The following is a 12444-nucleotide window of genomic DNA, read 5'->3' as shown; positions in this document are numbered from 1 at the left end:
GCTCGAGGAGTCGCTGACGGGCTTCACGGTCTCGGTCGCCGGCGTCGTGGGTACCACGGCCATCGTGAGCGCATCGACCTCCGCGACCGCCCACACCGCCGCGGTGACGAACGTCGTCGCCCTGGCCGGCGAGCCCGGTACCGGCGAGAGCACCGACCCCGGCCTCGGCGAGCTGCGCCCGGTCCGGACCGGCCGGCATGCGCCCCGCTGACCTGTCCGCCGGCGCGCTGTCCGACCAACAGGTCCGCTCGATCGCCGAGGCCCAGGCACGCGTGAACGTCTGGGAGGGCTCGATCCGGTCCGGGAAGACGGTCGGGTCGCTGCTCCGGTGGCTGATGCACGTGGCGCACGTCCGGGACCTGCCGGGCGAGCTGTTCATGTTCGGCAGGACGCGGGACAGCATCGCGCGCAACGTGTTCGGTCCGCTCCGCGATCGGTCGCTGTTCGGCCCCCTGGCGCGTCAGGTGGACTACACGACCGGCGCCGCGACCGCGACCATCCTCGGCCAGACCGTGCACGTCCTGGGCGCGAACGATAAACAGGCCGAAGAGAAGGTAAGGGGACTCACCGGCAAAGGCGCGTACGGCGATGAGTTAACTACCGTGCCGGCGCCGTTTTTCCGGCAGAGTTTGGGTCGCTTGTCCGTTAAGGGTGCAAAGCTCTACGGAACCACAAATCCGGATAATCCGGCGCATTGGCTCCGGCAGGACTACCTACTCGACCCGGCCCTCGACCTGCGATCGTGGCATTTCACGATCGACGATAATCCGCACCTCGACCCCGATTACGTCCGCAACATCAAGGCGGAATACAAGGGGCTGTGGTTCAAACGGTTCATCCTCGGCCAGTGGGTCCAGGCCGAGGGCGCCATCTACGAAATGTTCGACGAGGACGAGCACGTCGTCGACGAGCTGCCGGCCATCGAGCGCGTGCTCGCCGCCGGCGTCGACTACGGCACGACGAACCCGTTCGCCGCGCTCATGCTCGCCACCACCCGCGACGGCCGGCTCGTGTTCACCCGCGAGTACCGGCACGACCCCCGCACGGCGCGCCGGCAGCTCACCGACGCGGAGTTCTCCCGCGAGCTGCGCCGGTGGCTCGACGCCGAGGGCGAGGCGCGCCGGCCGAAGTGGCTCGCGATCGACCCCTCGGCGGAGTCGTTCCAGCTACAGCTACACCGCGACCAGGTGCGCGGTATCGCCGACGCGGACAACTCCGTCGGCGACGGAATCCGGCTGTTCGCATCGCTGCTCGCGACCCGCCGGCTCATCATCCACAAATCGTGCCGCGGCCTGATCGACGAAATCCCCGGCTACGTCTGGGACGACACGGCCGCCGACAAGGGCGAAGACCGGCCCGTGAAGAAGAACGACCACAGTTGCGACGCGGCCCGATACGCCATTTCGACGACGCGGGCCGCATGGCAGCGGTCCGTGCCGATTACGCCCTGGGTATCGCCGCAATAAAGATCAGCAGGGTGACAATAACCAATAGGGAAACGGTTAGTCCGCCAACGACTAGCACCACGGACGAGTCGTTGGATGCTTTGAGTGCTGTGTTCCCGAGAACATCTGCGAGAATTGCTATCAGGAGTCCTAAGCTACAAATCCAGGCTGAGATTACAGCGGGACCCGCCGGGATGACGCCGAGCACGCCTAGGAACGTGACGATAAGGCCGGCGAATGTAGTCGCGACGACGACCAGAAAGTTCACGATTTGATACGTGAGCACGAGCCGATTCCCGCGTTGGGCAGCAAGACCGATGAATCGGTTAGATACCAGGAATGCGATGAGGAGCGTAGGTATCACCTGCGCAATTACAGCTAGAAGGGCTCGCGCATTTGCTGGATCGAGACTGTTGCCGTCGGGAATCACGCTCAGTATTACCGGGATGCACTCCCGGTTCGTTACAGGAGGACTCATGACAGAGCACGAATCTGACGAGCTGCTCGCCGACCAGGTGCTCGACGGCCGGCACCCGTCGGTCGAGCACGTGGCCCGGTTCCTGCTGGTGCCCAACCCGAACCTGCCGGCACCGCTCTACGCCATCGCCGACGCCTACGCCGCGCACACGCGCCGGCTGCTCGGCCTCATCCCGGACGGGCCCGAGCTGACCGCCGCACTGCGAGACCTGCTCGTCTCGAAGGACGCCGCGGTCCGGGCCGCGCTGTGAGCACCGGCGCGATCCTCAACGAGACCGAGGCGTTCGAGGCCGCCCGCAAGCGCGCGAGGCGCGACGCCGCGGCCCAGGTCGCTGCCGCCGGCGGGAACCTCGCCGACAACGCGGCGGTGACGGCCCAGGTCGACCACTACCTCGCGAGCTATCTCGCGGAGGTCCGCCAGGCAGAGGCCGGCGCACGACTGCGCCGGCTGTTCGGAGGTGACCGGCGATGAGGACGTCGTTCCGGGTATCGGGCAACACTCCCGACGAGCTGCACGCCGAGGCGCGCCGGCAGCTCGACGAGTTCGCCGGCCAGGGCGTCGGGACCTACGTGCTCGACGACGTGTTCGGCGGCGACGACGGCCCGTACGCCAGCCTCGACGAGCCGGGCGGGGGCCGGCCCCGCGGGAAGTTCTCCGGGCACGTCACCGCGACCGTCCCGGACCCCGATCCGGACCCGTCGTGATGGCCGCCCGCTGGCCCGACGACCCGCCGGCCTGGACCTTCCGCGGCGGCTGTACCTGCTGGCGCCACGTGCTGTGGCGGAGCCTGACCGACTGGCGCGGCCACTGGGCCGCGCTCGCGCCGCTGCGGCACCGCGGCCGGCGCTGACCCGAGAGGCGCGTACGTGATCTCCGAGCCGTTCCCGCTGCCCGTGACGCTCACCGTCGGCGAGTCCGGCGCGTTCGAGGTCGGCGAGCTGCTCGTCGCGGTCGACGCCGTGCCCGTCGTCGCCGGCGACCAGGCCGAGGCGACCGTCACCGTGCGGGCCGCCGACGGGCGCGCGGTCGTCGACAACCTCGCCGACCTGCTCGAAGCGACCGCCGGCCGGCTCCGCGCCGGCGAGAACCTGCTCGACCCGACCGAGGGGAGGCCCGCGGATGCTGCCCGAGAATGACGCGCCGTGGCCGCCGCCGGCGTTGAAGCCGGCCCTCGACAAGTTCGAGGCCTGGGACGCGTGGTGGGCCGGGGACCCGGACATGCTGCGCGCCCACTACGAGGCCGCGTCGGGCGCCGGCGCGGTCAACCGGCCGTCGCAGTACGCCGGCGGCCTGGTCGGCAAGCTCGCGCGGTTCTGGTGGGGCCGGCCGACGCCGGACAGTGAGCCGGAAGCGAAGTTGCACGTCCCGCTGGCCGGCGACACCGCCCAGGCCTATGCCGACCTGCTGTTCGGCGAGGCGATCACGGCGACGAGCGAACACAAGGGCTCGACCGACCGGCTGACCGAGCTACTCGACGACGGCATGCACTCGCGGCTACTCGAAGGCGCCGAGACCGTCGCCGCGCTCGGCGGGGGCTACCTGCGCCCCATGTGGGACGACCGGATCGGCGACAAGCCGTGGCTCGACGCGGTCTCGCCCGACATGGCGGTGCCCGAGTGGATCGGCGGCCGGCTCGCCGGCGTGAACTTCTGGCGCATCGTCCGGCGCGAGCAGCGCGGCCAGATCATCTACCGGCACATCGAGCGCCACGAGCCCGGATGGATCATTCACCGGCTCTACCGCGGCGAGCGCGACAAGATCGGCCGCCCGGTCCCGCTGGAAGAGTCCGACGCGACCGCAGCGCTTGCCGGACACGTCAACTCCGCCGGCGCCATCGAGACCGGGTACAAGCTGCTGTCGGCGGTCTACGTGCCCCGCAACCGGCCGACCCCGATGTGGCGCAAGCTGCCGATGCTGCGGCCGATGGGCCGGTCGCTGTTCGCCGGCGCCGAGCCGCTGCTCGACGCACTCGACGAGACGTACGCGGCGTGGATGCGCGACGTGCGGCTCGCGAAGGGCCGCGTGTTCGTCCCGGAGAACATGCTCGACAACTACGGGCCCGGCCAGGGCGCCGGATGGGACCCCGACCGGCAGTTCTACGCCACGGTGCCCGGCATGCTCGGCGGGAAGGACGACCGGCTCACCGTCGTGCAGTTCTCGATCCGCGTCGACGAGCACCGCGACACCGCCCGCGAGCTGGTCAACACGATCATGCGGCGGGCCGGGCTCAACGGCGCCACGCTCGGCGAGCCGGGCGACGGCGGGCCGGCGATCACGGCGAAGGAAGTCAGCGCCCGAGAGCGCCGCTCGATGCTGTCGCGCGAGCGCGGCATCCGGTACTGGAAACCCGAGCTGCGGCACGCGTTCGGCGCGCTGCTCGCCGCCGACAAACGGGCGTTCCGGACCAACGTGGACCCACACGCGCCGATCAACGTCGAGTTCCCCGACAGCGTCTCGGAAGACCTCGAAACGCTGGCCGGCACCGCAGACCTGCTCAACCGGGCCGACTCCGCCTCGACGTGGACCCGCGTCGAGGTGCTGCATCCGGACTGGACCGAGACCCAGGTCCGCGAGGAAGTGGCCGCGATCCAACGCGAGCGCGGCCCGGTGCTCGACGCACCGTTCCCCGGCGACGGCGAGGACGGCGACGACCCGGACGCCGATCCGGACGCCGGCGAGTGACCGCGCTGCGGCTGCTCGCCGGCGCCCTGGCCGCGCTCGTCGCCATCGCCGCAGTCTCCGCCGCGGTCGGCGGGCTCATGTTCGCGGCGCTGCTCGCGCTGACCACCTGACACCGGGGAGGGGTGACCGATGCCGCCGCGCGGACGCACCCCGACCCCCGACGAGGCCGCACTCCTGACGACCTACCTCGACGCCGAGCGCTACCTACTGGGCAGCGTCTCCCGTGAGGTCGGCGACGTCGCGGACGTGGCCGACGCCGGCGGCGACACCGACGCCCGCACCGCGGCCGGCATGCGCAAGATCAGGGCCGACGCCGAGGCTGCGTTCCGCGGGCTCGAACAGGGCTCGTCGGCCCGCGTCGAGCGCGTCATCGCCGCCGGCCAGGCCGAGGGCGTCGCCGCGGCAACGCGCGAGCTGGGCCAGATCACCGGCCGCGGCTCGCGCCTGGCCGACTACGGCGACGCCGTGAACCGAGGCGCGCTCGACCGGCTCGCCGCGTCCGTGGTCGACCAGCTCGGCCAGGCCCACGAGTCGATCCTCCGCGTCGTCCCGGACGCCTACCGCGAGGCGGTCGCCCGCACCGTGTCCGGCGTGCTGGTCGGCGCCCAGACGCGCCGCGAGGCCGCACAGCGGGCCCTGTGGTCGCTCACCGACCGCGGACTGACCGGGTTCACCGACGCGGCGGGCCGCCGCTGGAAGCTGTCGAGCTACGTCGAGATGGCGACCCGCTCGGCCAGCGCGCGGGCCGCCGTCGACGCCCAGCTCGACCGCCTCGGCGCTGCCGGGCACGAACTGGTCCGGGTGTCGAACGCGCCCCGCGAGTGCGACAAGTGCGCGCCGTGGGAGGGCAAGATCCTGCTCCGCGGCGGCGGGTCTGCCGGCCGCTACGAGTTCGAGCACGCGACCAACGACGGCGAGTACGTGACCGTCGACGTCGCCGGCAGCGTCGACGACGCCCGCCGCGCCGGCCTACTGCACCCGAACTGCCGGCACAGCCTGTCGGTCTACCTGCCCGGGGTGTCGCCGGCGATGGCGCCGGAACCGCAGCGGGCCGACCCGGAGGGCTACAGCGCCGGCCAGAGGCAACGCGAGATCGAGCGCAACATCCGGGCGTGGAAGGACCGCCGCACCGCCGCGATCGGTGAGCGCGAGCGACGCGCGGCCGATCGCAAGGTCCGCGATTGGCAAGCGAAGATGCGCGACCACCTCGCGGAGAATCCGCAGTTGAAACGCCTGCGTTACCGCGAGTCGCCCGGCGCCGGCAACCTGCCGACCGAGAGCCTGCGCGCCCGGGTCGGGCGGGACGGCCCGACGCCGACCCTGGTCCGCGGCCGGGACCGCAAGCCGTCCCGGATGATCGAGTCCGAGCTTGAACGCGAGACGACCCGTGCCGTCGCCGCCGGCGACATGGATCGCTTCGACGAGCTGTCGGTCGAGCTGGACAAGCGCGACGCCCGTCGAGCGCGCCGGCAGGCCGCCACCGCCGACCAGGCCGAGCGCCGCGGCCAGCACTTCGACGAGCTGCTCGAACAGGGCGCCGACTACGAGGAAGCCGTCGAGACCGCGTACGGGGTGAGCATCGAGGCCCAGCGGCGCCGGCGCGCGATCGACGGACTTCGCGACAGCGGGTACACCGGCAAGGGCTTCGACGACCTGTCCCGCGCGGCCTACCGCGACCACCTCGCCGAGCGCTACCGGGACGCCGAGGACGCGACCAACGGCTACATGACCAACCGGGCGGCGACCGCCCGCGGAGTCGACCCCGCGTCGCTGTTCTCCGGCCCGGAGAGCCGGGCGCGGGCGAACGCGTCCGACGAGCTGCTCGAATGGTTCGACCAGAACGGCCGGCCGACGCTCGAAGAGTTCCGCGCCGAGCTGCTCGACGACGGCGAGGCCGCACGCCGACTCCGGTCGGGCAGAGGAGACTTCTTCACGTGAGCACGCAGCACACCGACCGGCTACGGGCCGGCGCGCTGCTCGAAGCGCGCATGTCGGCCGCCTACCGCGACGGCCGGGCGACCGCGCTCGCCCGCGAGCCCCGGGTCAACCCGTGGCACGGCCGGTCGGACTCATCGGTCGAGCGGGTGCTCTCGAAGATGTGGGCCCGCGGCTACTCCGCCGGCAACCCGATGCCGCTGTGGGGCGACCAGTAGCGCCACGGAGCCCGAACGCAGACCGGCCCGGCACCCTGTGAGGGCACCGGGCCGGTAGGCCGGGAGAGAGGCGCTCAGGCCGCGCGCCGCGAGTACGCGTCGAGCACGTCGGCCGGGATGCGACCACGGTCGCCGACCTCGAAACCGTTGTGCTGCGCCCACTCCCGCACCGCGCGGTTGTGCTCGCGGTCCGCAGAGGACGCCCGCGAGCCGGAGCCGGCCGAGCGCTTCGCCGGCGCCGGCCCGACGACCCGCCGCGACGCCTCGACGTAGGGCGCCAGCGCCTCACGGAACCGCGCCGCGTGCTCGGCCGAGAGGTCGATCTCGCGCGGCTTGCCGTCCCACGTGAACCGGACGGTCTCGTCGGCCTGGCCGCCGTCGAGGTCGTCGACGAGCTTTACCTCTTCGATCTTCGCCATTGTCGGTCCCTTTCGTACGGGGCGATTCGATTCGGCGAACACCCTAACCGCGGCAGCCGCGACCTAATGCGCGCTTCCGCCCCTAAAGCAACCCGCGAAACGCGGGCCGCCCGGAACGGGCACCACCACCGATCCCGAAACGGGAGTGAACACTCATGTCTGACGACGACCAGAACGGCTCGACCGAGACCACCGAGACCGAGACCAGCGGCGGGACCACCGACGCCGGCGGCAGCACCGAAACGGGCTCCGACGGCACCGACAACGGCGGCGGTACCACCGAGGGCGGTAGCGGCGACGGCGGCTCGAACGGCAGCGACAAGGGCGGGGACGGCGACGACGAGCTGACCCGCACCAAGAAGCACATGCGCACCTGGGAGACCCGCGCCGGCGAGAACAAGGGCCGCGCGGAGAAGGCCGAGAAGGAACGCGACGACGCGAACGCGACGCTCGCGGCGGTGCGCAAGGCGTTCGGGCTCGACCAGGACGAGGACGACCCGAAGAAGGTCGCCGAGCAGGCACAGCAGACCGCGGCCGAGAAGGACCGCGAGCTGCGGGCGATGAAGGTCGAACGGGCCGCCGAGCGCTCCGCGCGCAAGGCCGGCGCCGACGTCGACAAGTTGACCGATTCCCGGGCATTCGTCGACGCGACGGCGAAGCTCGACCCCTCGGCCGACAGTTTCGCCGACGACATGGGCGCGCTCGTCGAGAAGTTCCTCGAAGACCGCCCGCACTTCAAGGCCCAGCCGGACACCCCACCCCCGTCGAGTCAGGACATGACCGGCGGCGGAGAGGGCGGCAAGGGCGGCGAATCCACCGACAGCGACGACCTCGACGCGCTCTCGGCGAAGTACGCCGAGACGCACGGTCGCTAACGCACCGACAGGAGAACCGCAGTGGCGAACGAGCTGCTCACCCCGAAGATCATCGCGCGACAGGCCATCGTCGCGCTGTACCAGAACCTCGTGATGGCCGGCCTGGTCCACCGCGACTACGAGCGCGAGTTCATGCGCCCGCAGAAGATCGGCGACACGATCACCATCCGCCGGCCGACCACCTTCGAGGCCCGCGAGTTCGACGAGGCGACCGGCATCGAGATCCAGAACGCTCAGGAGACCTCGACCGACCTCACGCTGAACCACCACCTCGACGTGTCGTTCGAGGTCAGCTCGAAGGACCTCACGCTCACCGTGCAGGACTTCGACGAGCAGTTCCTCACCCCGGCGATGGAGGCGCACGCCCAGGGCGTGGACCGGTCGCTGCTCGCGCTGCGCGACGACATCGCGACCGTCGTCGGCACCGCGACCGAGCACATCGACGGCGAGGACTACAAGGGCTACCGCGGCAACTTCCCGTGGTCGGACTCCCGCGTCGTCAACCAGGCCGGCACGGTCCTGACCAAGCGGAACGTCCCGCTCACCCGCCGGCGCGTTGTCACCGGCCCGGAGACCGCCGGCCTCTGGACCACCGAGGACACGTGGCGCCAGGCGAACCAGCGCGGCGACACCGTCGGCCTGCGCGAGGCGACCATCGGCGGCCGCATCGCCGGCTTCGACCCGTACATGACCCAGAACATCGTCGGGCCGGCCGAGGGCACCAACGGCACCGAGATGGGCGTCGCGTTCCACGAGTCCGCGTTCGCGCTCGCGACCCGGCCGCTGGAACTGCCGATGGGCTCCCAGCGGGCCGAGATCGTGTCGTACAAGGGTCTCAACCTGCGGGTTGTCTACGACTACGACCACAAGTACAAGAAGGACGTCGTGTCCCTCGACATGCTGTTCGGCGCGAAGACGATCAACCCGGACCGCGCCGTCCTGATCGGGAACGCGTCGTACGACCCGGACGCGCCGCGCGACGGCGAGGACACCGGGTCCGGCGGGACCGGCTGACCCATGCCCCGGTACCGCAACACCCGCACGGCCCAGGTCGTCGAGCGCCGGCACCCCGACGCCCGCCTCGACGCCCTGGCCGTGTGGGAGCGCCTCGACGAGCCCGAGCAGCCGGCCACGCCGGCGCCCGAGCCCGCGCCCGAGCCGGAGCCGGAACCCGACGAGCCGGCCGAGCCGGACGTGAAGACCGACCCCGCCGCCGACGAGCCGGAGCCCCCGGCCCGCTCGGCGAACCGCGACGCCTGGGAGCAGCACGCCCGCACTCGCGGCGCCACCGAGGCCGAGATCGACGCCATGACCAAGCCGCAGCTCGTCGAGCGCTACGGCTGACCCACCCCGCAGCCCGCCGGCACGGCTCCCCGGTGCCGGCGGGCTCGCGGCCACCCGGGAGGGACCTACCCATGCCCCTGTACGAGCGGAAGGGCGCGAAGGGCGACAAGCCGCAGCGCGTCCGCACCGTCACCGAGTCGACGACGGACGACCGCCTACGCGAGTCCGAGGACTGGCAGCTCGTCGACGAGTCCAAGACCAAGACCAAGGCCGGCGACACCGACGAGCGGACCGGCACCGGCTCCGCCGCGGTGAACGTCGGCCAGAGCGGGGGTGCGTGATGGCGTACTCGAACGACGGTCTCGGCGCCGCCCTCGACGGCGTCACCGCACGGGCCGGCGCGCTGTCACTGCACACCGCCGACCCCGGCACGACCGGTGCCGGCGAGGCCGCAGCGGTCGAACGCGAGGCCGCGACCTGGCCGGCGAACGCGTCCGGCGGCAGCGTCACCGCCTCGCAGGTCTCTTTCACCGTCCCGGGCGGCGAGGGCACCGCCGCGACCTACACGCACTTCGGCGTGTGGGACGGCGAGACGTTCCTCGCCGGCGGCGACCTCGACCAGTCGGAGGCGTTCTCCGACAACGGCGGTCAGTACAACTTCACGGCCACGCTGACCAGCGCCTCGGCCTGATCCACCCGCCGGCGTCGTCGCACCCCGCGGCGGCGCCGGCGGCTCGACCGGAGGGGGCCGCGTGGCGCTACAGCCGCAGATGATCGACGCGACCGTCGGCGGGGCGGACGACTCCGGCACGTTCACGCTCGACCGGCCCGACGGGCTCGTCGCCGGCGACCTGCTCTCGTTCTTCGCGTCCTACTCGTTCGATGGCGGAGCACCGACCCCGCCGGCCGGGTTCGACGTCGTGCTCGACGACACCTCGCAGAACCCCGACGCGTCGTTCCCGAACGCGCCGAACGTGCTCGTCGCGCACCACTGGGTCACCGACCCCGGGGCGGAGCCGGCGAGCTACACCGCGACCGCCCAGACCTCGACGTCGTGCGTGCTCGTCGCCGCCCGCGACGTCGACCCGGACGCACCGATCGCCGAGGCGTTCGTCTCGAACAGCTCCCCGTTCGCGGTCACCGACGTCCGAGTCGAGGCGCGCACCTTGACCACCGACGATGTGCTGTGGCTCGGCGCCTGGTCGTATCAGCGCTACACAGAGGACCGCGACAACGCGGTGACGCTGCCGGGCGGTGTGACCGAGGCTGGCCAGCACTCCGCGGTCTGGACCTTCCTCGCCGTCGGAACCGAGCAGCGCGATGCCGGCGCGGTACCCCGCCGGACCGCGCCCGCGGCGGCCCAGACGCAGACGTGCGCGAAGGGCACGTCGTGGGCGCTGCGTGGCGCCCCGGAGCAGACCGACCCGGAGCCCGAGCGGCCGACCCTCGTCGCGACGTACACGGCCGAGCTGGTCGGCGGCACCATGACGACGGAGTCGTTCACACCCGACCCGGGCGAGCTGCTCGTCGTCAAGGCACTGGCCGGTCACTCGCTCGCCACCCTCGGCGCACCCGCCGGCGGCGACCTCACGTACACGTCGGCAGCGACCCCGGTCACGCTCGCGAGCTACTGCCCGATTCGGATCGACACCGCCCGCGTCGGCAGCTCGCCGGCGCCGATGACGGTCTCGGTCGCGGTGACCAACGGGGGCAGCTACTCGCCGAGCCTGATCGTCGAGCGATGGGCCGGCGCCCACCTCGACAGCCCGCCGGCGACGAACAACGTCCGCACCGGCACGACCGCCCAGACCATGAACCCGATCGTCCAGGCGACCGAGGGCGGCTCCGTCATCACCTGGGCGGCCGGCGACTGGCAGGCCGTCAGCGGCGGCACTCCGACGTACCGGTCCGGCGCGGTCGCGAACTTCGAGAAGCGCAACAGCGCGGTCAACTACTGGTCGGCGACCCAGGGCGTCGAGACCGCCGGCGGCAACTTCGTCGGCATGTCCGCGCCCAGCGGTCAGAAGTGGTCGCTGCTCGCGGTCGAGCTGCTCCCGGTCGGCGAGACCGGCCCGCCGACCGAGGAGACCGGCACCGGCACCGCGCCGGCGACCACGCTCGACGCCACAGGCACCGGGTCCGCCGTCCGCGGCGGGTCCGGGGTCCCGGGTACGGCCACGCTCGGCGCCACCGGTGCCGGCGAGGCGTCCCGGGCGGGGGAGGGGGTCGCCGGCGTCGCGCTGTCCGCCACGGGCACCGGCGCCGGTGACCGCAACGGCTCCGGCACGGCCGCGCTCACCCCGGGCGCGACCGGCACCGGCTACCGCGTCGCCACCGGCACCGGCTCGACCGGCCTCACCCTCGACACCGCCGGCCAGGCCGAGCGCGTCGCCACCGGCCACGGTTCGACCGCTGTCGCCCTCGGCCAGGGCGCCGCGGGTAGCAAGGCCGGCGTCGGCTCCGGCAGCGTCTCAGCGGCGCTCAGCGGCTCATCGGTGACCGAGCGCGTCGAGCGTGACGGAGCGGGCGCGGCCGAGCTGCTCGTCGACGCGGTCGGCGACGGCCAGGGCGTCGAGCGCGTCGGCGCCGGCCGATCCGGGCTCACCCTCGACGCCCGCGGCGCCGGCGAGCTGACGTACTACGCCTCGACCGGCTTCGAGCTGGACGCCACCGGCACCGGGCACCGGATCGCCACCGGCTCCGGCGCGGCCGGGCTCGCGCTCGACACCGGCGGCACCGGCACGAGCGACCGAGCCGGCGCGGGCTCGACCGGGCTCGCGCTCGACCACGACGCGGCAGCCTTGACCGAGCGCACCGCGACCGGCACGGCCGGGCTCACCCTCGACACCGCCGGCGACGGCCGACCCGCACGGCAGGGCACCGGCTCGACCGGGCTCACCGTCGGCCAGGACGTCGACGGACTCGCCGAGCGCACCGGCTCCGGCGACGCCGGCCTCGCCCTCGACGCGACCGGCGAGAGCCGCGAGCGTTCCGGGACCGGCGAGGCCGTACTCGAGATGGGGGCCGCCGGCCACGGCCACGGACGGACCGCCACCGGCACCGGGACCGCCGGGCTCGCCCTCGACGCGACCGGCACCGGCCGACGCG

General features: G+C 72.6%; 17 protein-coding genes. 16 read left to right on the top strand and 1 reads right to left on the bottom strand.

The features are described 5' to 3' along the window. The 10 genes from NH602_RS20470 to NH602_RS20425 form a co-directional block, all read left to right on the top strand. Positions 1–211: hypothetical protein (locus NH602_RS20470; RefSeq protein ID WP_253068649.1), on the top strand; the 211-nt coding region annotated here is incomplete at its 5' end. Further along, positions 198–1466: a PBSX family phage terminase large subunit gene (locus NH602_RS20465; RefSeq protein WP_253068648.1), complete on the top strand. Its 1269-nt coding sequence runs from the start codon at positions 198–200 to the stop codon at positions 1464–1466. The genes NH602_RS20470 and NH602_RS20465, both read left to right, overlap by 14 nt. Before the next feature lie 455 nt (positions 1467–1921). Continuing rightward, positions 1922–2173, top strand: a complete 252-nt coding sequence (locus NH602_RS20460) for a hypothetical protein (protein ID WP_253068647.1) — start codon at positions 1922–1924, stop codon at positions 2171–2173. After that, positions 2170–2394 (top strand): hypothetical protein, encoded by a 225-nt coding sequence (locus NH602_RS20455; protein ID WP_253068646.1) that lies wholly within the window; start codon positions 2170–2172, stop codon positions 2392–2394. The genes NH602_RS20460 and NH602_RS20455 overlap by 4 nt, the downstream gene beginning before the upstream one ends. Then, positions 2391–2627 (top strand): hypothetical protein, encoded by a 237-nt coding sequence (locus NH602_RS20450; RefSeq protein ID WP_253068645.1) that lies wholly within the window; start codon positions 2391–2393, stop codon positions 2625–2627. Before NH602_RS20455 ends, NH602_RS20450 begins: the two co-directional genes overlap by 4 nt. After that, positions 2627–2773 (top strand): hypothetical protein, encoded by a 147-nt coding sequence (locus NH602_RS20445; RefSeq protein ID WP_253068644.1) that lies wholly within the window; start codon positions 2627–2629, stop codon positions 2771–2773. Before NH602_RS20450 ends, NH602_RS20445 begins: the two co-directional genes overlap by 1 nt. A 16-nt stretch (positions 2774–2789) precedes the next feature. After that, positions 2790–3059, top strand: a complete 270-nt coding sequence (locus NH602_RS20440) for a hypothetical protein (RefSeq protein ID WP_253068643.1) — start codon at positions 2790–2792, stop codon at positions 3057–3059. Continuing rightward, a complete protein-coding gene (locus NH602_RS20435; RefSeq protein ID WP_253068642.1) occupies positions 3043–4605 on the top strand; it encodes a hypothetical protein in 1563 nt (520 codons plus the stop codon). The genes NH602_RS20440 and NH602_RS20435 overlap by 17 nt, the downstream gene beginning before the upstream one ends. Before the next feature lie 129 nt (positions 4606–4734). After that, complete coding sequence (locus tag NH602_RS20430; RefSeq protein ID WP_253068641.1) at positions 4735–6543, top strand: phage minor capsid protein; 1809 nt, start codon at positions 4735–4737, stop codon at positions 6541–6543. Beyond that, positions 6540–6758, top strand: coding sequence for a hypothetical protein (locus NH602_RS20425; protein WP_253068640.1), 219 nt, complete (start codon positions 6540–6542; stop codon positions 6756–6758). Before NH602_RS20430 ends, NH602_RS20425 begins: the two co-directional genes overlap by 4 nt. 74 nt (positions 6759–6832) lie before the next feature. On the opposite strand, the gene NH602_RS20420 is transcribed toward NH602_RS20425, so the two are convergent. Then, a complete protein-coding gene (locus NH602_RS20420) occupies positions 6833–7177 on the bottom strand; it encodes an Lsr2 family protein (protein WP_253068639.1) in 345 nt (114 codons plus the stop codon). A 155-nt stretch (positions 7178–7332) separates the two neighbouring features. On the opposite strand from NH602_RS20420, the gene NH602_RS20415 reads away from it, so the two are divergent. The 6 genes from NH602_RS20415 to NH602_RS20390 form a co-directional block, all read left to right on the top strand. Beyond that, complete coding sequence (locus NH602_RS20415) at positions 7333–8052, top strand: hypothetical protein (protein WP_253068638.1); 720 nt, start codon at positions 7333–7335, stop codon at positions 8050–8052. Between the two features lie 21 nt (positions 8053–8073). Further along, a complete protein-coding gene (locus NH602_RS20410; protein WP_253068637.1) occupies positions 8074–9066 on the top strand; it encodes a P22 phage major capsid protein family protein in 993 nt (330 codons plus the stop codon). A gap of 3 nt (positions 9067–9069) precedes the next feature. Further along, on the top strand, positions 9070–9396 hold the full coding sequence (locus NH602_RS20405) for a hypothetical protein (RefSeq protein WP_253068636.1): 327 nt from the start codon (positions 9070–9072) through the stop codon (positions 9394–9396). Between the two features lie 71 nt (positions 9397–9467). Further along, positions 9468–9677 (top strand): hypothetical protein, encoded by a 210-nt coding sequence (locus tag NH602_RS20400; RefSeq protein ID WP_253068635.1) that lies wholly within the window; start codon positions 9468–9470, stop codon positions 9675–9677. After that, a complete protein-coding gene (locus tag NH602_RS20395; RefSeq protein ID WP_253068634.1) occupies positions 9677–10027 on the top strand; it encodes a hypothetical protein in 351 nt (116 codons plus the stop codon). Before NH602_RS20400 ends, NH602_RS20395 begins: the two co-directional genes overlap by 1 nt. Positions 10028–10088: 61 nt before the next feature. After that, positions 10089–12444 (top strand): hypothetical protein (locus NH602_RS20390; RefSeq protein WP_374210226.1); only part of this gene is annotated, 2356 nt, incomplete at its 3' end.

The sequence above is a fragment of the Pseudonocardia sp. McavD-2-B genome, from assembly GCF_024124365.1.
Taxonomy (GTDB): Bacteria; Actinomycetota; Actinomycetes; order Mycobacteriales; family Pseudonocardiaceae; genus Pseudonocardia; species Pseudonocardia alni.
The sequence above is the reverse complement of the archived record's forward strand: the minus strand, read 5'-3'. Positions and strand labels throughout refer to the sequence as shown.